Below are 19487 nucleotides of genomic sequence, written 5' to 3' on the forward strand. Positions count from 1 at the left end.
GGTCGCTGATGGTGACGTGAAGCCGGCAATTGTCCTACTTCGTCAGATCCAGAACAACTATTGGATATCTATCGCCCTTATTGTATCCACTGCCTGCTGCGATCCATTCTCGTTCATGTACACATCGTCCCCCGTAGGAGCTGCCGCAGGCTGCGATCTTTTGATTCTGGTTTTTGCGAATCAGAAGCAAGATCAAAAGATCCCAGCCTGAGGCAGCTCCTACAGGGGATAGCGTAAATTGCCTGAGCGGTTATGTTTGGCCGAAGGCTTGTGTCATGATGATCCGACCGCAGGTTAGTCGTCCTTCTCCTATATGAATAGATCTTCCGCGTTGCTCCTTGCTTTTGTCTTCCTCAGCGGCTGCCAGGCCTTGGCCCCCGTTTCGCCGGACGGTACTCCGCCGGTCGAAGACACCACGCCCACGCCTGAAAAGCCCAAGGTTTACAGCTCGTTCAGCGAGGAAACCGTTTTCAGTCTGTTGAGCGCCGAACTCGCCGGCCAGCGCAATCGCTTCGACATTGCCCTGGACAACTACGTGACCCAGGCCATCAATACCCAGGATCCAGGTGTTTCCGAGCGCGCGTTCCGCATCGCCGAATACCTGGGCGCCGACCAGCCTGCGCTGGATACCGCGCTGATCTGGGCAAAAAACGCCCCCGACGACCTCGAAGCGCAACGCGCCGCCGCCGTGCAACTGGCCCGCGCCGGGCGTTATGATGACTCCATGGTCTATATGGAGAAAGTCCTGCAGGGCAAGGGCGACACCCATTTCGACTTCCTCGCGCTGTCGGCAGCCGACACCGATCAGGAAACCCGCAACGGTCTGATGAAAAGTTTCGACCGTCTGCTGCAGCGCCACCCGAAGAACAGTCAGCTGATTTTCGGCAAGGCTCTGCTGCTGCAACAGGACGGCGACAATAAAGCCGCATTGACCCTGCTCGAAGACAACCCGCCGGAAGAAGGCGAGATCGCACCGATTCTGCTGCGCGCGCGCCTGCTACAAACCATGAATCGTGGCGACGAAGCCCTGCCGCTGCTGCGCAAAAGCATCAAGAAATACCCGGACGACAAGCGCCTGCGCCTGACCTATGCGCGCACGCTGGTCGAACAGGACCGGATGGACGACGCCAAGGTCGAGTTCTCCACCCTCGTTCAGCAATACCCCGAAGACGACGAACTGCGTTACTCGCTGGCGCTGGTGTGCCTGGAAGCCAAGGCCTGGGACGAGGCCAAGGGTTATCTGGAAGACCTGATCGCCCGGGAAAGCCACGTCGATTCAGCGCACCTGAACCTCGGTCGCATCGCTGAAGAGCGCAACGACCCGCAGGGCGCGCTGATCGAATACGCCCAGGTCGGCCCGGGCAATGACTATCTGCCGGCGCAACTGCGTCAGGCCGATATCCTGATGAACAACGGCAAGACCGCCGAAGCGCAAAGCAAACTGGCAACCGAGCGCGACGCGCAACCGGATTACGCGATCCAGCTGTACCTGATCGAATCCGAAACCCTGTCGGCCAACAAACACGACGACAAGGCCTGGAAAGTCTTGCAGCAAGCCCTGCTGCAATACCCGGATGACCTGAATCTGCTCTACACCCGGGCCATGCTCGCGGAAAAACGCAATGACCTGGCGCAGATGGAAAAAGACCTGCGTCTGATCATCAAGCGTGACCCGGACAACGCCATGGCGCTCAACGCCCTGGGTTACACCCTGTCCGATCGCACCACCCGCTATGCGGAAGCCAAGGCGCTGATCGAACAGGCGCACCAGATCAATCCGGAAGATCCGGCGGTACTCGACAGCCTCGGCTGGGTGAACTTCCGCATGGGCAATCTGGACGACGCCGAGAAATATCTGCGTCAGGCGCTGGAGCGTTTCCCTGACCACGAAGTCGCCGCGCACCTGGGCGAAGTGCTGTGGACCAAGGGTAATCAGCGTGAAGCCAAGCAAATCTGGGGCAAGTTCCTCAAGGATCAGCCCGACAGCACCATCCTGCGCAGCACCATCAAGCGCCTGACCGGATCCGAGACTCTTTAACTCATGTTTTTGCGCCACGTCATTGTTTTCAGCTTCATCGCCCTGCTCGCCGGTTGCGCGGGCTTCGGCGCTCGCGAATCGGTCGAGGGCCACGGCAGTCCGGCTCAATGGGCCGCGAACAAACAACAGCTGACCGGCCTCGACGGCTGGCAGATCGACGGCAAGATCGGCATCCGCGCACCGAAAGATTCCGGTAGCGGCACGCTGTTCTGGCTGCAGCGCCAGGACTATTACGACATTCGTCTGTCCGGCCCGCTGGGTCGTGGCGCGGCACGCCTGACCGGGCGTCCGGGCAAGGTCTCGCTGGAAGTCGCCAATCAGGGTCGCTATGACTCCGAGTCGCCGGAAGCGCTACTCGAAGAGCAACTCGGCTGGAAACTGCCGGTGTCGAATCTGGCCTGGTGGGTCCGCGGCCTGCCGGCGCCAAGCAGCAAAAGCCGTCTGACCCTCGATAACGACAGCCGTCTGGCCAATCTGGAACAGGATGGCTGGCAGGTCGAGTACCTCAGCTACGCCGAGCAGAACGGTTACTGGCTGCCCGAGCGGATCAAACTGCACGGCACCGACCTGGACGTGACGCTGGTGATCAAGACCTGGCAACCGCGTAAATTGGGGCAGTAAGCATGAGCGCTCCACGCCTGACGCTGCCGTCGCCGGCCAAGCTCAATCTGATGTTGCACATTCTCGGTCGCCGCGAAGACGGCTATCACGAACTGCAGACGCTGTTTCAGTTCGTCGATTACGGCGACGAAATCACTTTCGCCGTGCGTGATGACGGCGTGATTCGTCTGCACACCGAATTCGCCGGTGTGCCCCACGACAGTAACCTCATCGTGCGCGCGGCAAAAATGCTCCAGGCACAATCCGGCTGCACCCTCGGTATCGACATCTGGATTGATAAAGTGCTGCCCATGGGCGGAGGCATCGGCGGCGGCAGTTCGAATGCGGCCACTACCCTGCTCGGTCTCAATCACTTGTGGCAACTGGGCTGGGATGAGGATCGCCTCGCTGCACTGGGCCTGACACTGGGTGCCGACGTCCCGGTTTTCGTCCGTGGTCACGCGGCATTTGCCGAAGGCGTGGGTGAGAAACTGACCCCGGTCGACCCCGAAGAACCGTGGTATCTGGTGCTCGTGCCGCAAGTCTCTGTAAGTACGGCAGAAATTTTTTCCGATCCTTTGTTGACACGTAACACGCCGCCCATTAAAGTGCGCCCCGTTCCCGAGGGAAACAGTCGAAATGACTGCTTGCCGGTGGTTGCAAGGCGTTATCCAGAGGTACGTAACGCATTGGATTTGTTAGGTAAATTTACCGAAGCAAAACTAACCGGAACTGGAAGTTGTGTGTTTGGGGGCTTCCCAAGCAAAGCTGAAGCTGATAAAGTCTCGGCCCTTCTGACAGAGACCCTTACAGGGTTTGTAGCAAAAGGAAGCAACGTTTCGATGTTGCATCGCAAGCTGCAAAGTCTGCTCTAAAAGGAATCAAGTGCCAGGCACTTGAAGCAACAGATACAGGGGCGTCGCCAAGCGGTAAGGCAGCAGGTTTTGATCCTGCCATGCGTTGGTTCGAATCCAGCCGCCCCTGCCATTTTCTTTACTCATCCAGGTTACCCTCAGCTTCTAGGTACTGCGCGTGTCCAAGATGATGGTCTTTACGGGGAACGCTAACCCCGATCTGGCTCGGCGTGTTGTACGTCAGCTGCATATCCCTCTCGGTGACATCTCTGTCGGTAAGTTCTCCGACGGCGAAATTACTGCCGAGATCAATGAAAACGTTCGCGGTAAAGACGTTTTCATTATTCAGCCGACTTGCGCTCCGACCAACGATAACCTGATGGAACTGGTAGTGATGGCTGACGCCTTCCGCCGCTCCTCGGCTACTCGTATCACTGCTGTTATTCCTTATTTTGGTTATGCCCGTCAGGATCGCCGTCCGCGTTCCGCACGTGTGGCTATCAGCGCGAAAGTCGTTGCTGACATGCTTACCGTAGTCGGCATCGACCGTGTTCTCACGGTTGATCTGCATGCTGACCAGATTCAGGGTTTCTTCGATATTCCGGTAGATAACATCTACGGCTCCCCGGTTCTGGTGGATGACATCGAAGATCAGCGCTTCGAAAACCTGATGATCGTGTCCCCGGACATTGGTGGCGTCGTGCGTGCACGTGCCGTTGCCAAATCCCTGGGCGTGGATCTCGGGATCATCGACAAACGCCGTGAGAAAGCCAATCACTCTGAAGTGATGCATATCATCGGTGATGTCGAAGGGCGTACCTGCATTCTGGTCGATGACATGGTCGATACCGCCGGCACTCTGTGCCACGCGGCCAAGGCCTTGAAAGAGCATGGCGCAGCCAAGGTCTTTGCCTACTGCACACACCCAGTGCTGTCGGGTCGGGCCATCGAGAATATCGAAAATTCCGTGCTGGACGAGCTAGTGGTGACCAACACCATCCCGCTGTCCGCTGCCGCACAAGCCTGTGCACGTATCCGTCAACTGGATATCGCACCGGTTGTTGCCGAAGCGGTTCGCCGCATCAGCAATGAAGAATCGATCAGCGCGATGTTCCGTTAAGGGCCCTGCCCTTCTCGAAATGTCTCGTTGACGAAAAGCGCCCCGCCCCGGCATTCCTGTCGGGGCGGGGCTTTTTTGCCCATACCGTGTTTGGCGCTGGTCGCAAACGCCACTCGGTCATGGCTATTTTGGAGATACAAAATGAACGATTTTACTCTGAATGCTGAAGTGCGTTCCGACCTGGGGAAAGGTGCGAGCCGCCGCCTGCGTCGTCTCGCCGCCCTGGTTCCAGCTGTTGTTTACGGTGGCGACAAAGCCCCTGAATCCATCAGCATGCTGGCCAAAGAAGTTGCCAAACTGCTCGAAAACGAAGCGGCTTACAGCCACATCATCGAGCTGAACGTTGGTGGCAAGAAACAGAACGTCGTCATCAAAGCTCTGCAACGTCACCCGGCCAAAGGCCACGTGATGCACGCTGACTTCGTACGCGTTGTAGCTGGCCAGAAACTGACCGCTATCGTTCCTGTGCACTTCGTCAACGAAGCTGCTCCAGTGAAGAAAGGCGGCGAAATCTCGCACGTTGTTGCCGAGATCGAAGTTTCCTGCCTGCCAAAAGATCTGCCTGAGTTCATCGAAGTCGACCTGGCTAACGCTGAAATCGGTTCGATCATTCACCTGTCGGACCTCAAAGCTCCTAAAGGCGTTGAGTTCGTTGCTCTGGCACACGGCGATGACAAGGCTGTTGCCAACGTCCACGCTCCACGTGTTGCTCCAGAAGCTACCGAAGAAGGCGCAGCAGAGTAATTCACTCTGTTATGCCTGAGTGAGCAAGTAACATCGCGGACTGGAACGTAGCGAGAAAGCGGGCGAGAACGCGGAGTTTACATTCATGGTAAATGAGCAATTTTCGTCCACTTTCGCCGCTTTCCCTGATCGCGGCGATGTTATCCACCACTCCAAGGAAGGGCCCCTATCGTGACCGCCATCAAACTGATCGTTGGCCTGGGAAATCCAGGCGCTGAATACGAACAGACCCGGCATAACGCAGGGGCCCTTTTTGTTGAGCGCATCGCCGCCGCGCAAGGTGTGAACCTTGTGGCCGATCGCAAATATTTCGGCCTGACCGGGCGCTATTCGCATCAGGGTCAGGATGTTCGTCTGCTGATTCCCACCACCTACATGAACCGCAGCGGCCAGGCCGTGGCGGCACTCGCCGGTTTCTTCCGCATCAAGCCTGAAGAAATCCTCGTGGCGCACGACGAACTCGACTTGCCTCCGGGCGTTGCCAAGCTCAAGCAGGGCGGCGGCCATGGCGGTCACAACGGGTTGCGCGACATCATTGCGCAACTGGGCAATCAGAATACTTTCTACCGCCTGCGGCTTGGCATCGGCCACCCGGGTGTCGCCAGTATGGTTTCAAATTTCGTCCTGGGTCGTGCGCCACGCGCCGAACAGGAAAAACTCGATGCCAGCATCGACTTTGCCCTCGGCGTGCTGCCGGATATCCTCGCCGGTGAATGGAACCGCGCGATGAAAAACCTGCACAGCCAGAAGGCCTGACTCTAATCCGAGGGGAAACACCATGGGATTCAATTGCGGCATCGTCGGCCTGCCTAACGTCGGCAAGTCCACCCTGTTCAACGCCCTGACCAAATCCGGTATCGCGGCCGAGAACTTCCCCTTCTGCACCATCGAGCCGAACAGCGGCATCGTGCCGATGCCGGATCCGCGTCTGGACGCTCTGGCGGCCATCGTCAATCCGAAGCGCATCCTGCCGACCACCATGGAGTTCGTCGACATCGCAGGTCTGGTGGCCGGCGCCTCGAAAGGTGAAGGCCTGGGCAACAAGTTCCTGGCCAACATCCGTGAAACCGACGCCATCGCTCACGTGGTGCGCTGCTTCGAAGACGACAACGTGATCCACGTGTCCAACAGCGTCGACCCGAAACGCGATATCGAGATCATCGACCTGGAACTGATCTTCGCTGACCTCGACAGCTGCGAGAAGCAACTGCAGAAAGTCGCGCGCAACGCCAAGGGCGGTGACAAGGATGCCGTGGTTCAGAAAGGCCTGCTGGAGCAGTTGATCGCGCACTTCACCGAAGCCAAGCCTGCGCGCAGCCTGATGAAGAACATGAGCGCTGACGAAAAGGCCGTGATCAAAGGCTTCCACCTGCTGACCACCAAACCGGTCATGTACATCGCCAACGTGGCTGAAGACGGTTTCGAGAACAACCCGCATCTGGACGTGGTCAAGGCCATCGCCGAAGAAGAAGGCGCCATGGTCGTTCCAGTCTGCAACAAGATCGAAGCGGAAATCGCCGAGCTCGACGACGGTGAAGAGAAGGACATGTTCCTCGAGGCCCTGGGCCTGGAAGAGCCTGGCCTGAACCGCGTGATCCGCGCCGGCTACGAAATGCTGCACCTGCAGACCTACTTCACCGCCGGTGTCGAAGAAGTCCGCGCCTGGACCGTCCGCGTCGGGGCCACCGCACCACAAGCGGCCGGCGTGATCCACACCGACTTCGAGAAAGGCTTCATCCGCGCCGAAGTGATCGCCTACAACGACTTCATCCAGTACAAGGGCGAAGCCGGTACCAAAGAAGCCGGTAAATGGCGTCTGGAAGGCAAGGATTACATCGTTAAAGACGGCGACGTGATGCACTTCCGCTTCAACGTGTAAGCGTTACGCCCAAGAAAAAGCCGCGTTTGATACGCGGCTTTTTTGTGCCTGCGATTTATGGCCAACAGATTCCCCCCTGTAGGAGTGAGCCTGCTCGCGATAGCGGAGTGTCAGTTAAATCAACCGCAACTGACACACCGCTATCGCGAGCAGGCTCACTCCTACAATTGGAATTACGTGGAATCAGGCCTTCTTGGTACGCGGCAAGAAGATCGCCAACACGCCAAACAACGGCAGGAACGAACACAGGAAATACACGTACTCAATCCCGTGTACATCCGCCAGGTGCCCGAGCAGTGCCGCACCAATCCCGCCGAAACCAAACATCAAACCAAAGAACACCCCGGCGATCATGCCGACGTTGCCCGGCACCAGTTCCTGCGCGTACACCACAATCGCCGAGAACGCCGAGGCGAGGATGAAGCCGATCAACACGCTGAGGAGGGTGGTCCAGAACAGATCGACGTGAGGCATGAGCAGCGTGAACGGTGCCACACCGAGGATCGAAAACCAGATCACCGCCTTACGCCCGATCTTGTCGCCAATCGGCCCACCGAAAAACGTGCCCGCTGCTACGGCGCCGAGAAACAGAAACAGGTGCAACTGCGAGCTGGCGACCGACAGGTCGAACTTCTCGATCAGATAGAAGGTGAAATAGCTCGTGAGGCTGGCCATGTAGAAATACTTGGAAAACACCAACAGCCCCAGCACCACCAGCGCACTGGTCACCCTGCCCTTCGATAACCCGTGAGTCGCCGCCTGGCCGGCCTTGAGCTTGAACAGGTTGAGGTGATGGGCGTACCAGCGACTGATGCGGTACAGCACAAACAACGCGAACACCGCGAACAGGCCGAACCACGCCACATTGCCTTGGCCGAACGGAATGATGATCGCCGCCGCCAGCAACGGCCCGAACGCCGAACCGGCGTTACCGCCCACCTGGAAGGTCGATTGCGCCAGACCAAAGCGTCCGCCCGAAGCCAGCCGCGCAATCCGCGAAGCCTCGGGGTGAAAGGTCGAGGAGCCAATGCCGATGAGCGCCGCCGCCAGCAGAATCAACGGGAAACTGCCAACCACCGACATCATCACGATGCCGATCAGCGTGCAAATGGAGCCCGCCGGCAGCAGCCACGGTTTCGGATGACGGTCAGTGTGATAACCGACCCACGGCTGCAACAACGACGCGGTCAACTGGAAGGTCAGGGTAATCAGCCCGACCTGGGTGAAGCTCAGGCCATAGTTGGCCTTGAGCATCGGGTAGATCGACGGCAGCACCGACTGAATCAGGTCGTTGATCAAATGCGCCAGCGCCACGGCGCCGATGATGCGCATCACCAGTGGACTGCTTTGCGGAGCAGCGGGCGCCGAGGCAGCGGCGGTCTGAACGTTGCTGATAGCCATGGAGATTTCCGTACAGCAGATGGGTGCGCGCAGGCAGGTGCGCCAATGTGCCATTTTTCGGTGCGTCTGCGCCATCCTCTTAGCCAGCTAACTAACCAACTGAATCACAGATCAATCCCTGTAGGAGCTGCCGAAGGCTGCGATCTTTTGATCTTGATCTTAAAAACAAAGATCAAAAGATCGCAGCCTTCGGCAGCTCCTACAGAGGGAGCGCGTTGTTCTTAAAGGTGATAGCGCAACGCCATGGTCTGAATCTTGCCTTGCTTCTCCCCCGAACGCGGCGGCCTTACAAAGGTCGCCGAGAATGGGAAGTTTCGCTACAGAGCCGGCCTACAGAGCGGGCGAGAGTGAACTTTCGAGGCCTTTTAGCAGGGCACAACATCCCGGTTTGCACGACCGCGATGCACGCCATTAGTGCGTGGTGTCCAGAGGAGTCATGAGGCATGCAGGCTTTCTTGTCACCGGGGATCAAATTGCTGGGGCGGTTTGGCTTCGCGCGTAAATTCCAGCTGTTGTTTCTGTTGTTCATTCTGCCGTTGGCCGGCAGCCTGTTGATGATCGGCCAGGACTACCGCGCCAAGCTCAACCTGATTTCCGGCGAACGCGCCGGCGTGCGCCAGTTGCTCAGCCTCGACGCGCTGGACAACCTGCTCGCCGCCCAACGTGACCGCGCCGCCCGTTGGCGCGCCACCGAAACCAATCGCCAGCCGACCCCGGCCACTCTCGCCGCCATGGCTGCATTCGACGCCGTGCAACCGGCCCTCGTGCAAGCCACCAGTGATCTGGGCAATGCGCTGAGCAAGGAAGGTGCCGAAGGTGAAACCCTTGCCCGCTATCAAGCGTTGCAAACCGCACTCGGCGGTCTGGATTCGAAAAGCCTCAGCAGCGTCGGCTGGTGGCCGGACGGTTATGAGCGTTTCACCAACGCCCTCAGCGCCCTGCAAGCCTTGCGTGAGCAGATCGTCATGGACAACCGCCTGACCCTCGCGCCGTGGCTGGAAACCTACCTGCTGACGCAGATCTCCACGCAGCACGCGCCGGACCTGATCGAGCGCGTCGGCCGCCTCACCGCTGTCGGTCAGGCTTCGGTAGTCTCGGGCCAGTTCACCCTGCAAAGCCGCCTGCAATTGCGCGATTTGCGCAGTCGCATCGGCGACGCCCGCGAGCAACTGGTGAAAACCGCCAGTTTGCTCGAAGCACGGCTGCCGAGCGACTTGCAGTCCTGGGCCGGCCAATATCACGACAACCTCAAGCGCCTCGATGCCGGCCTGAAGGTGCTGGATGACGGCGTGTTCGGCGGCAGCATCACCCTCAAGCCCGAAGACTTCGAACGCAGCCTCGACGCACTGCTCGGCGATCTCGCCTCGTTGCGCCAGCAATCGCTGCTGTCGCTGGATCAGCGCCTGGACGCCTACCACGCTTCGGCGATTCGCCAGTTCATTGTGGTCGCCGCCGTGTTCGGTTGCCTGCTGCTGGCGGCTTTGTATCTGTTCGTCTGCCTGCAAGCCTCGATCCGCCGCAGCGCCAGCGGCATCACCCTGCTCGCCGAAGCCCTGCGCGACGGCAACCTCAGCCTGCAAGTGCCGGTGGTGGGCCGCGATGAGCTGGCGGCGATCAGCACCGCACTCAACGTCGCCGTGGTGCAATTGCGCACCAGCATGCTCGGGGTCGATCACGAAACCTCGCAACTGAGTCACGCCGTGCGCAGCCTCAACGATCATTCCAGCGGCGCGCTGAGTGAAGTCGAGGCGCAGCAGTTGCAGATCAGCCAGATCGCCGCCGCTGCCACGCAACTGGCCGCGACCTCCCAAGGCGTGGCACAGAGCTGCGAACAGGCCTCCGGCAGCGCTCAACACACCCGACGCATCGCCGCCGACAGCAGCCGTGACAGTCAGCGCACCACCGCGAGCATTCAGCAGCTCAATCAACGCTTGAACGAAACCGCCGCCGCACTCGGTCGAGTCAGCGAACAGGGGCAGCAGATTCAACTGGTGGTCGACACCATTCGTGGCGTGGCCGAGCAGACCAACCTGCTGGCGCTCAACGCCGCGATCGAGGCCGCGCGCGCCGGCGAACAGGGTCGCGGTTTTGCCGTGGTCGCCGATGAAGTACGCAGCCTGTCGCAACGCACTCAGTCATCGACCGCGCAGATCGCCGGCACGGTCGACAGCCTGCGCGCCACGGTCAACGAGGCGGTGAGCCTGATGGAAGCGGCGTGCGGCCAGGCGCAGTCGGATGCCGAGGCCGTGACCGGTCTGGGTGAGCGTCTGGGCGAGATTGCCAGCGCAGTGCAGAGCGTCACCGACACCCTGGCGCAGATCGCCACGGCGGTCGAGGAACAGGCGAGTACCGCCGATGAAGTCAGCGGCAATATCCAGCAGGTCGATCAGGCGGCTGTGCGTCTGCTTGAAGGCGCGCGGGCGGTGAATCTGGCGGCGGACACCCTGAGTCAGGGCAGCAAGGCCCTGAGCGACAACACCGCACGCTTCCGCCTCAGTTGATCAATGCTTCGGGGAAGTCCGCTTCCAGCTCGGTCTTGAGCCACTGGATAAACCACGCCACATCCGCCGAGAGCTCGGCGGACGGCGTCAGTACCCGGTAGCTTTCGAGCTTCACCTGAGCGTCCACGGCGCGCACCAATTTGCCGGATTTGAGTTCCTCGCGAACCAGCACTTCGTTGGCCAGCGCGATGCCCTGCCCGCTCTCGGCCACCGACAGCGCGTGATCGTTGTTGACGTAGAGCATGTCGGAGTTGAGGTGAATATCCAGGTCATGAGCAGCGAACCACAGGTTCCACCATTCGCCGTCATCGACGTGGATCAACTCGTGGCGGACCAGATCCGCCGGGCCGTTCACAGGCCCGATACTGGCGAGGTATTGCGGGGTGCAGATCGGAAACACGCGCGGGCAGATCAGCGCCTCACGTGAGTCGGCGTACTGCCCGTCGAGGCCGTAGACGATCCCCAGATCGGCGCTCTTGCCATCGACTTCGGTGAAGGTCGAGTTCGGCTCGATGGCGAACTTCAAACCCGGCCGCAAATGGCGCATCGCTTCGATCCGTGGCATCAACCAGCGCTTGGCAAAACCCGGTACTACCATGATCCGCAACCAGCGCTCGGCGTCCTTGGGTTGCGCCTCGTTGCCGGCTTCGATGATCAACTGCAGGGCGGCGGCGATCTTGCGGTGGTACTTCTCCCCCGCCGGTGTCAGGTTGACCCCGCGCGAGGTACGTTCGAACAGCTGAATGCCCAGCCAGTCCTCGAGCAACTTCACGTGCCGGCCAATCGCCGGCTGGGTCACGTGCAGGGCTTTCGAGGCCTCGACATAGCTGCCCAGACGGGCGGCGGCATCAAATGCACGCACCGCGTTGAGCGGCGGCAAACGGTGGTCGGGCATGATTCCTGGCACCTTTGGCTATTAAATTAACTAACACCTGCCATGTTTAAATTGAAGTTTCGCCCCGCGCAACCCCTCGCTGATAATCGAGCCACAGCAGAATAAAAAAACAGCTGGTTTCACCCCGTACGCAATCTCGATCCTGCCCAGAAAAATAATATCCATGGCCCGACTGATTGGCTGACTTGCAGCGCAATCGCAGGCGATGGGGGAATCGGAGGTAACGCATGAATGCCCTGCATTCGCTGCAAACGCTGGCGGTGTCCATCCGCTCGGTGCGCAAGGTTTACGGTGATCCAAACACCGGTCCGGTGGCGTTGAAAAACATCGACCTGGACATTCGCGACAACGAATTCTTCACCCTGCTCGGCCCGTCCGGCTGCGGCAAGACCACGCTGCTGCGGATGATCGCCGGCTTTGAATTTCCCACTCAGGGCGAAATCCTGCTCTACGGCGAAAACATCGCCGACCGCCCGCCGTTCCAGCGTCCGGTCAATACGGTGTTCCAGCATTACGCGCTGTTCCCGCACATGACCATCGCCGAGAACCTGGCCTTCGGCCTCGAATCGCAGCCGATGGGCAAAGTGCTGAACAAAGCGCAGATCGCCGAGCGCGTGCGCGAGATGCTCGCGCTGGTGCAGATGGAGCGCTTCGCCAATCGCAAGCCGGCGCAGTTGTCCGGCGGCCAGCAACAACGTGTAGCGCTGGCCCGCGCCTTGGCACCGCATCCGAAAGTCCTGCTGCTGGATGAGCCGCTGTCGGCACTCGACCTCAAGCTGCGCCAGGCCATGCGCGAAGAGCTGAAAAGCATTCAGGCCAAGACCGGCATCACCTTCATCTTCGTCACCCACGACCAGGAAGAAGCGCTGACCATGTCCGACCGCATCGCCGTGCTGTCCGAAGGCGAAGTACAGCAGGTCGGCCGCCCGGAAGACATCTACGAACGCCCGCGCAATCGCTTCGTCGCCGACTTCATCGGCGAAACCAACTTCATTCAGGGCACGGTCACAAAAGTCGAGGATGGCATGGCCTGGTTCGCCGGGCCGGCCGGGCATCCGCTGCCGGCGCAACCGTGCAGCGACGTGGCGGTCGGCGTCAGCGTGACCTTGTCGGTACGCCCCGAGCGCCTGCACCTGGTGCCCGCCGCGACCGAGGCCGCGCTGCCATGCCGGGTCGAAGCGCAGATTTATCTGGGCACCGACCTGCAATATCAGGTCAGCCTCGGCGACGGTTCGCGTCTCACCGTGCGCACACCCAACAGCGTCGACCAGAACCTGCGCTTTGCCGTCGGCAGCCAGGCCGGTCTGCTGTTCGACCGTGGAAGCGCCAGCGTCCTGCACGATTGAGCCCGAGGAGTTGCCATGCACGCCTTACCGATTGCCAACACGCTGGAGCGCCGCAAGGCCTTCCAGAGTTTTCTCGGAGTCAGCCCGGCACTGGTCGCCATCGGCCTGTTTCTGTTGGTGCCGATCCTGATCGTCATCGGCTATTCGCTGATGGAAGCCAACCCCTACGGCGGGGTCAACAAAGTCTTCAGCAGCGACGCCTACACCTCGTTGCTGTTCGAACGGCAAATGGACGACAGCCTCGCGTTCGCCGATTCCTACCTGATCATCGCCCTGCGTTCGGTGGGCATCGCCGGCCTGACCACGGTCATCACGTTGCTGATCGGATTTCCGGTGGCCGTTTGGCTGGCGATGCAGCCAGCGCATCGGCGTGGTTTGCTGATCTTTCTGATCACCGTGCCGTTCTGGGCCAACCTGCTGATCCGCACCTACGCGTGGATTCTGCTGCTGCGCAACACCGGGGTGATCAACAACAGTTTGCTGGGCATGGGCGTCATCCATGAACCGTTGCAGTTGTTGTACACCGACGGCGCGGTGCTGCTGGGGCTGGTTTACACCTACGCGCCGTTCGTGGTGTTGCCGATCTACGCGACGCTGGAAAAGATGGATATTCGCCTGCTCGAAGCGGCTCAGGACCTGTATGCAGGGCGCGTGCGGACCTTGCGCAAAGTGGTGTTGCCGATCGCCAAACCGGGGATTCTCGCCGGCGCCATCCTCACCTTCGTGCCGTGCCTGGGCGCGATGATCGCCCCGGAACTGCTCGGCGGCGGCACGCGGATGATGCTCGGCAACCTGATTTTCCGGCAGTTCAGCGATGCGCGTAACTGGCCATTCGGCGCGGCGTTGTCGCTGGTGCTGATGGCCGCGGTGATGTTGGTGCTGACCGTGTATGCCCTGCGCGCCGAGCGCCAGCGCATCGCCAAGGGAGGTGCGTAATGCTCGCGCTATTCAAACGCAAAGGGCTGGGTGTGCAGGACTTCCCCGGCTTCGGCGGCTTCAGTTTCCTGTTCTATCTGTACCTGTACGCGCCGATCGTGGTGCTGGTGGTGTTCTCGTTCAACGCCAACCAGTCGGCGACGGTGTGGACCGGTTTCAGCCTCGACTGGTATCGCGCCGCGTTCGCCAATCAGGCCTTGCGCCAGGCGGCCGGCAACAGCCTGTTGATCGCGGTCTGCGCAAGCATGATCGCCACGGCAATTGCCACCCTCGCCGCCCTCGGTACTTCGCGCGGCGCGAAATTCAAGGGCCTGCACTTGTCGATGGGCGCGATCATGCTGCCGCTGGTGCTGCCGGAAATTGTCGTCGGTGTGGCGACGCTGGCGCTGTTCTCGACCATTGGCCTGTCGCTGGGTTACGGCAACCTGATCATCGCGCACACGGTGTTCTGCATTCCGTTCGCCTACCTGCCGATCCGTGCGCGGCTGAACGACATGGACCTGTCGCTGGAACAAGCCTCGGCCGACCTCTATGCCGGCCCGTGGCGAACCTTTCGCAAGGTCACCCTGCCGCTGCTGATGCCGGGGATTTTCTCCGGGCTGATGTTGGCCTTCATCGTCTCGCTGGATAACTTCGTGATCTCGATGATGGTCTCGCAGGCCGGCACCACGACCCTGCCGATCTTCATCTTCGGCCTGTTGCGCATGGGCGTGACACCCGACGTCAACGCCGTCTCGACCCTGATCCTGGGCGTCTCGGTGCTGTTCGTCAGCCTCTCTTACCTGCTGGGCAAAAAGAACGCCTGAACCTTCCAAGAACTGTGGGGAAATCGCATGAGCAAGTGGATAAAAAGCGTCGGCACTTCGTTGTTCCTGACTGTGCCGCTGGTCATGACCGGCAGTGTTCAGGCCGCGGAAAAACTCAACGTGGTGAGCTGGAGTGGTTACTTCTCGCCGGAGATTCTCGCCAAGTTCCAGAAGCAGACCGGCATCGAAGTCACCGTCGATTCCTACGATTCCAACGAGACCCTGCTGGCCAAACTGAAACAGGGCGGCGCCGGGTATGACGTGGCGATTCCCTCGCACCAGTTCATCCCGATCCTGATCAAGGAAAACCTGCTGGAGCGCTTCGATCCGGTCAAAGAGCCCTACTACGCCAGTGTTGTGGATAACCTGAAAAAGCCGAGCTGGGATCCGGAAGGCGCGTATTCAGTGCCGTTCATCTGGGGTACCACCAGCGTCGTGCTCGACAGTGCGCGCTACAAAGGCCCGGCCGACAGCTACAAAGTTTTGTACGAGCCGCCAGCCGAGCTGCAGGGGCGAATCAACATGTTCGATTCGGTCAGCGACATGGTCGACATGGCCAGCCTTTACCTGAACATTCCGCTGTGCAGCGAAGACCCGAAACAGATGCAGCAAGTGCTGACGCTGCTCAAGGCACAAAAGCCGTTCGTGAAGACTTACAGTTCCAAGGCCGGCTCGATCCGCGAGAACCTCGCTTCGGGTGAAATCGACATGTCGATGTTCTGGGGCGGCTCGTCGATGCGCGCCCGGGAGATGAAACCGACGCTGAAATACCTGTACCCGAAAGAAGGCGTACTGGCCTGGGTCGACAACATGGTCATCCCCACCGGCAGCAAGAACCCGGCGAATGCCAAGGCGTTCATCGCCTTCCTCAGCCAGCCGGAAAACTCGGCGATGACGCAGAACTTCCTCAAGCACCAGAGCCCGATCAAAGGCGTGGAGCCGTTCCTCGATGCGGCGCTCAAGGACGCGCCGGAATTGCACATTCCCGAGGGCACCAACGTGATGTTCAGCAAGACCTGCGGTGAAGGCGCGATCCGTCTGGCCGACCGTCTCTGGACCAACCTGATGCGTTGATCCCTGCCGCCCCGTCGAACTGGCGGGGCGTTTTTCCAGCCGTCTGAAAGGCGCCGTTGTCATGAACTCCAATAACATCAGCGAACTGGTCCTGCTGCAGGCCCATGAGCTCGCCGAACGCATCCGCCTGCGCCAGGTTTCCTGCCGCGAAGTGATGCAGACTTACCTTGCCCACATCGACCGCTTCAACCCGTTGGTGAATGCGCTGATCAGCCTGCAATCACCGGAAAGTCTGTTGGCTCAAGCCGATACGCGCGACGCCGAGCTGGCCCGTGGCGAATACTGCGGCTGGATGCATGGCCTGCCCCACGCGATCAAGGATCTGTCGCTGACCCAAGGCATCCGCACCACGCTTGGCTCGCCGCTGTTCAAGGACTTCATGCCCGAGCGCGACGGCATCATGGTCGAGCGGATCAAGGCTGCCGGCGCAATCATCATCGGCAAGACCAACACCCCGGAATTCGGCCTCGGTTCGCAGAGCTATAACCCGTTGTTTGGTGCGACCGCTTGCGCGTACGACCCGAGCAAAACCGCAGGTGGCAGCAGCGGTGGCGCGGCGGCAGCGCTGGCGATGCATCTGGTGCCAGTGGCGGATGGCAGCGACATGATGGGGTCGCTGCGTAATCCGGCGGCGTTCAACAACATCTTTGGTTTTCGACCGTCGCAGGGGCGTGTGCCGTTTGATGACAGCGCTGATCTGTTTTTCGATCAATTGGGCCACGAAGGGCCGATGGCACGCAGCGTGAGGGATGCGGCGCTGTTGCTGTCGGTGCAGGCCGGGGGCGATGCGCGGGCACCATTGTCGATCAGTGAGTCGGGCGAGGCATTTGCCGCGCCGCTGGAGCGTGACTTCAAAGGCACGCGGTTGGGATGGCTGGGGGACTTCAACGGTTACCTGCCGATGGAGAGCGGTGTGCTGTCGCTGTGTGAGAAGACCTTTGCCGATTTTGAGAGTCTGGGTTGTCACGTTGAGTCGGCTGAGTCTGGGTTCGCGCCTGAGCGGCTGTGGAGCAGTTGGCGGACGCTGCGTCATTGGATGGTCGCGGGGTCTTTGGGCGCGACCTACGCCGATCCACAAAAACGCGCGTTGTTGAAACCGGAAGCGATCTGGGAAGTGGAAAACGGCTTGAAGCTTTCGGCCAGTGAAGTGTTCGCCGCCTCGGTGGTGCGCAGCGATTGGTATCGGGCGATCTCGCGACTGTTCGAACGATACGATTACCTGCTGCTGCCCAGCGCCCAGGTGTTCCCGTTCGACAAGGCCCAGCCTTGGCCGACCGCTATCGAGGGCGTCAGTATGGACACCTATCATCGCTGGATGGAGGTGGTGATTCCCGGCACGTTGTCCGGTTGCCCGGTGGCGAGCGTTCAGGCCGGCTTCAATGCACAGGGGTTGCCGATGGGGTTGCAGATCATCGGCCGGCATCAGGCGGACTTCGCGGTTCTGCAACTGGCGCATGCTTATGAGCAGGCCAGCCGCTGGTTCCAACGCAGCCCTTCGCCGCTGCTCGGCTCATGATTTTGATAAACGGTTGAAAGCGTAGAAAAAATTTTTAAATTTACGCTTGACGCTTTTCCATTTCAGGGGAATAATGCGCGCCACTTGGCTACATAGCTCAGTTGGTTAGAGCATAGCATTCATAATGCTGGGGTCCGGGGTTCAAGTCCCTGTGTAGCCACCAAGTACTAAAAACGGCTTACCGAAAGGTAGGCCGTTTTTTTATGCCTGCAATAATCCCCCCTCCGGTTACCCACCTACAAAACGTCTATCTTCAGCCCTTTCGATTGGATCAGTGGGCTCGCAGTACCTCATCAGTCAGACTTTCTTACAGTTTGCACTTCGCCTTTTTTCACATAAGCAAATATCAAATTCAAGATAATGCTAACCTCACACTTCAGCCTTTATCCAATTAATACGGGCTTTTCCCAATAGAAAGTTCAAGATAATCAAAAACAATACTTGAGATAATTGTTATCATGGCCGAGTTTTTCCATCACGACCTGGCGCTGCTCAATCCCTCCTTTGACTCTGACCTGGTGGATGTTTTGAGCGAACTGGAGCACCTACGTCGTCTGCGACTCGAAGGCGATACGCCGCCACAGGTGTTCCACCAACTCAAGTCACTGTTCCATGCCTTGGAAAGCCTCGGCTCCGCGCGTATTGAGGGCAACCACACAACCTTGGCGGACTACATTGAGAGCAAAGTGGAAGGGAAGGCCCACGAAACTGACCAGCTTCGTGAGGTAGCCAATATCGAGAATGCGATGGATTACATCGAGCAGATCATGGCACCGGGCGCAGAACTGACCGAACGTACGATCCGTGAGCTACACGCGATGACCGTCGACAACCTACAGCGCGAGGGCGACAAAACGCCAGGTGCATACCGCAACAGTGGCGTGCGGATTTCGCAATCCGATCATCTGCCGCCCGACTTCATCCAGATTCAGGCATACATGGAGGAGCTTGTCGAATTCGTTAACCGCAAGGACTCTCCCAAATACGACCTGATGAAGGTCGCGCTGGCTCACCATAGATTTGGATGGATACACCCGTTCGGTAATGGCAATGGCCGCGTGGTAAGACTGCTCACCTACGCGTTACTGATGAAATACGGCTTCAACGTCAATACGGGCGGTCGCGTCTTGAATCCTACGGCCGTGTTCTGCAACGACCGTGAACACTACTACTCAATGCTCGCAACAGCTGACAAGGGAACAAAGGAAGGTTTGGAGCAATGGTGTACGTATGTGTTGCAAGGCATTCGCGATGAGCTTGAAAAGGTCGACCGCCTCACCAATTATTCTTATCTCACCAAGTGCATTCTCGTCCCAGCTATCGCCTTTGCACGGGAACGCGAATGGATCACCGAAACAGAGGAACTGGTGCTCTCTGCCGCGATTAAACTGAAGATAGTGAAATCTGCGGATATAGCTGCTGTACTCCCTAAACACTCGAGCAATCAACGGACCTACTTGATCAAAAAACTGGTGGATCAGGGAATGCTTTTACCGCTTACCCCCGGAGCGAGGCAGTACACGATTGGATTTTCCAATAACTATCTGATTCGGGGAGTCATTAAGTCACTCAGAGAGCAAGGCTTCATACCTGCCCCTTTGGAAACCCCCTGAGCGCCGATCTACAACCGGCAGTATTCAAGTCCTGCTGAATTAGCCACCTGCCGGTTTGGCTGCGGAGTATCGGATACGACTGAACCAATAACGAAATCAGGTTGAAAAAGTGCCGTCGGAAACGGGCTCGATCCAGGTATGAATCGGATCACGCACCGCTAAAA

General features: G+C 59.3%; 16 protein-coding genes and 2 tRNA genes. 16 read left to right on the forward strand and 2 right to left on the reverse strand.

Going from position 1 to position 19487, the window contains the following annotated elements; all coding sequences use genetic code 11:
- The first annotated feature begins 313 nt into the window (after nt 1-313).
- The 8 genes from KKQ10_RS23395 (at nt 314) to ychF (ending at nt 7235) form a co-directional block, all read left to right on the forward strand.
- Nucleotides 314-2038: a tetratricopeptide repeat protein gene (locus KKQ10_RS23395; protein ID WP_127652401.1), complete on the forward strand. Its 1725-nt coding sequence runs from the start codon at nt 314-316 to the stop codon at nt 2036-2038.
- 3 nt (nt 2039-2041) lie between these two features.
- Nucleotides 2042-2659 carry a lipoprotein insertase outer membrane protein LolB gene (lolB, locus tag KKQ10_RS23400; RefSeq protein ID WP_215502386.1) on the forward strand — a complete coding sequence of 206 codons (618 nt, stop codon included), beginning with the start codon at nt 2042-2044 and terminating at the stop codon, nt 2657-2659.
- 2 nt (nt 2660-2661) lie between these two features.
- Entirely contained in the window at nt 2662-3513 is an 852-nt protein-coding gene (ispE, locus tag KKQ10_RS23405) for a 4-(cytidine 5'-diphospho)-2-C-methyl-D-erythritol kinase (protein ID WP_127652403.1), read from the forward strand.
- Between the two features lie 37 nt (nt 3514-3550).
- A tRNA-Gln gene (locus KKQ10_RS23410) sits at nt 3551-3625 on the forward strand.
- Between the two features lie 45 nt (nt 3626-3670).
- Complete coding sequence (locus tag KKQ10_RS23415; protein WP_003171603.1) at nt 3671-4612, forward strand: ribose-phosphate pyrophosphokinase; 942 nt, start codon at nt 3671-3673, stop codon at nt 4610-4612.
- A gap of 141 nt (nt 4613-4753) precedes the next feature.
- Nucleotides 4754-5356 (forward strand): 50S ribosomal protein L25/general stress protein Ctc, encoded by a 603-nt coding sequence (locus tag KKQ10_RS23420; RefSeq protein WP_215502387.1) that lies wholly within the window; start codon nt 4754-4756, stop codon nt 5354-5356.
- 171 nt (nt 5357-5527) lie between these two features.
- On the forward strand, nt 5528-6112 hold the full coding sequence (gene pth, locus KKQ10_RS23425; RefSeq protein WP_003228164.1) for an aminoacyl-tRNA hydrolase: 585 nt from the start codon (nt 5528-5530) through the stop codon (nt 6110-6112).
- A 22-nt stretch (nt 6113-6134) separates the two neighbouring features.
- Nucleotides 6135-7235: a redox-regulated ATPase YchF gene (gene ychF / locus KKQ10_RS23430; protein ID WP_127652405.1), complete on the forward strand. Its 1101-nt coding sequence runs from the start codon at nt 6135-6137 to the stop codon at nt 7233-7235.
- Between the two features lie 183 nt (nt 7236-7418).
- On the opposite strand, the gene KKQ10_RS23435 is transcribed toward ychF, so the two are convergent.
- A complete protein-coding gene (locus tag KKQ10_RS23435) occupies nt 7419-8636 on the reverse strand; it encodes an MFS transporter (protein ID WP_215502388.1) in 1218 nt (405 codons plus the stop codon).
- A gap of 443 nt (nt 8637-9079) precedes the next feature.
- Here KKQ10_RS23435 and KKQ10_RS23440 point away from each other — a divergent pair, with 443 nt between their 5' ends.
- Nucleotides 9080-11137, forward strand: coding sequence for a methyl-accepting chemotaxis protein (locus KKQ10_RS23440; protein WP_215502389.1), 2058 nt, complete (start codon nt 9080-9082; stop codon nt 11135-11137).
- On the opposite strand, the gene KKQ10_RS23445 is transcribed toward KKQ10_RS23440, so the two are convergent.
- Nucleotides 11130-12032 carry a LysR substrate-binding domain-containing protein gene (locus tag KKQ10_RS23445; protein WP_215502390.1) on the reverse strand — a complete coding sequence of 301 codons (903 nt, stop codon included), beginning with the start codon at nt 12030-12032 and terminating at the stop codon, nt 11130-11132. The genes KKQ10_RS23440 and KKQ10_RS23445 overlap by 8 nt on opposite strands.
- A gap of 227 nt (nt 12033-12259) precedes the next feature.
- Between KKQ10_RS23445 and KKQ10_RS23450 the strand changes: the two genes are divergently transcribed.
- The 7 genes from KKQ10_RS23450 to KKQ10_RS23480 all read left to right on the forward strand — a co-directional run bounded on the left by KKQ10_RS23450 (nt 12260) and on the right by KKQ10_RS23480 (nt 19323).
- On the forward strand, nt 12260-13378 hold the full coding sequence (locus KKQ10_RS23450; protein ID WP_215502391.1) for an ABC transporter ATP-binding protein: 1119 nt from the start codon (nt 12260-12262) through the stop codon (nt 13376-13378).
- 15 nt (nt 13379-13393) lie between these two features.
- The gene (locus tag KKQ10_RS23455) at nt 13394-14314 is read left to right on the forward strand and encodes an ABC transporter permease (RefSeq protein ID WP_127652562.1); all 921 of its coding nucleotides are present in this window, start codon (nt 13394-13396) and stop codon (nt 14312-14314) included.
- Nucleotides 14314-15120: an ABC transporter permease gene (locus KKQ10_RS23460; RefSeq protein WP_007912916.1), complete on the forward strand. Its 807-nt coding sequence runs from the start codon at nt 14314-14316 to the stop codon at nt 15118-15120. Before KKQ10_RS23455 ends, KKQ10_RS23460 begins: the two co-directional genes overlap by 1 nt.
- Nucleotides 15121-15147: 27 nt before the next feature.
- Nucleotides 15148-16194 carry an ABC transporter substrate-binding protein gene (locus tag KKQ10_RS23465; RefSeq protein ID WP_215502392.1) on the forward strand — a complete coding sequence of 349 codons (1047 nt, stop codon included), beginning with the start codon at nt 15148-15150 and terminating at the stop codon, nt 16192-16194.
- Nucleotides 16195-16255: 61 nt separating this feature from the next.
- Nucleotides 16256-17710 (forward strand): amidase, encoded by a 1455-nt coding sequence (locus KKQ10_RS23470; RefSeq protein WP_215502393.1) that lies wholly within the window; start codon nt 16256-16258, stop codon nt 17708-17710.
- A gap of 86 nt (nt 17711-17796) precedes the next feature.
- Nucleotides 17797-17873 (forward strand) — tRNA-Met (locus KKQ10_RS23475).
- Between the two features lie 295 nt (nt 17874-18168).
- Complete coding sequence (locus KKQ10_RS23480) at nt 18169-19323, forward strand: Fic family protein (RefSeq protein ID WP_215502394.1); 1155 nt, start codon at nt 18169-18171, stop codon at nt 19321-19323.
- Nucleotides 19324-19487: the final 164 nt, after the last annotated feature.

Source organism: Pseudomonas sp. MG-9 (assembly GCF_018729515.1).
Taxonomy (GTDB): Bacteria; Pseudomonadota; Gammaproteobacteria; order Pseudomonadales; family Pseudomonadaceae; genus Aquipseudomonas; species Aquipseudomonas serboccidentalis.

What these genes read in the sequence shown, in the direction of transcription:
- KKQ10_RS23395 (WP_127652401.1), top strand. Translation starts at nt 314, where the DNA reads ATGAATAGATCTTCCGCGTTGCTCCTTGCTTTTGTCTTCCTCAGCGGC.
- lolB (WP_215502386.1), top strand. Translation starts at nt 2,042, where the DNA reads ATGTTTTTGCGCCACGTCATTGTTTTCAGCTTCATCGCCCTGCTCGCC.
- ispE (WP_127652403.1), top strand. Translation starts at nt 2,662, where the DNA reads ATGAGCGCTCCACGCCTGACGCTGCCGTCGCCGGCCAAGCTCAATCTG.
- KKQ10_RS23420 (WP_215502387.1), top strand. Translation starts at nt 4,754, where the DNA reads ATGAACGATTTTACTCTGAATGCTGAAGTGCGTTCCGACCTGGGGAAA.
- ychF (WP_127652405.1), top strand. Translation starts at nt 6,135, where the DNA reads ATGGGATTCAATTGCGGCATCGTCGGCCTGCCTAACGTCGGCAAGTCC.
- KKQ10_RS23435 (WP_215502388.1), bottom strand. Translation starts at nt 8,636, where the DNA reads ATGGCTATCAGCAACGTTCAGACCGCCGCTGCCTCGGCGCCCGCTGCT.
- KKQ10_RS23440 (WP_215502389.1), top strand. Translation starts at nt 9,080, where the DNA reads ATGCAGGCTTTCTTGTCACCGGGGATCAAATTGCTGGGGCGGTTTGGC.
- KKQ10_RS23445 (WP_215502390.1), bottom strand. Translation starts at nt 12,032, where the DNA reads ATGCCCGACCACCGTTTGCCGCCGCTCAACGCGGTGCGTGCATTTGAT.
- KKQ10_RS23450 (WP_215502391.1), top strand. Translation starts at nt 12,260, where the DNA reads ATGAATGCCCTGCATTCGCTGCAAACGCTGGCGGTGTCCATCCGCTCG.
- KKQ10_RS23455 (WP_127652562.1), top strand. Translation starts at nt 13,394, where the DNA reads ATGCACGCCTTACCGATTGCCAACACGCTGGAGCGCCGCAAGGCCTTC.
- KKQ10_RS23460 (WP_007912916.1), top strand. Translation starts at nt 14,314, where the DNA reads ATGCTCGCGCTATTCAAACGCAAAGGGCTGGGTGTGCAGGACTTCCCC.
- KKQ10_RS23465 (WP_215502392.1), top strand. Translation starts at nt 15,148, where the DNA reads ATGAGCAAGTGGATAAAAAGCGTCGGCACTTCGTTGTTCCTGACTGTG.
- KKQ10_RS23470 (WP_215502393.1), top strand. Translation starts at nt 16,256, where the DNA reads ATGAACTCCAATAACATCAGCGAACTGGTCCTGCTGCAGGCCCATGAG.
- KKQ10_RS23480 (WP_215502394.1), top strand. Translation starts at nt 18,169, where the DNA reads ATGGCCGAGTTTTTCCATCACGACCTGGCGCTGCTCAATCCCTCCTTT.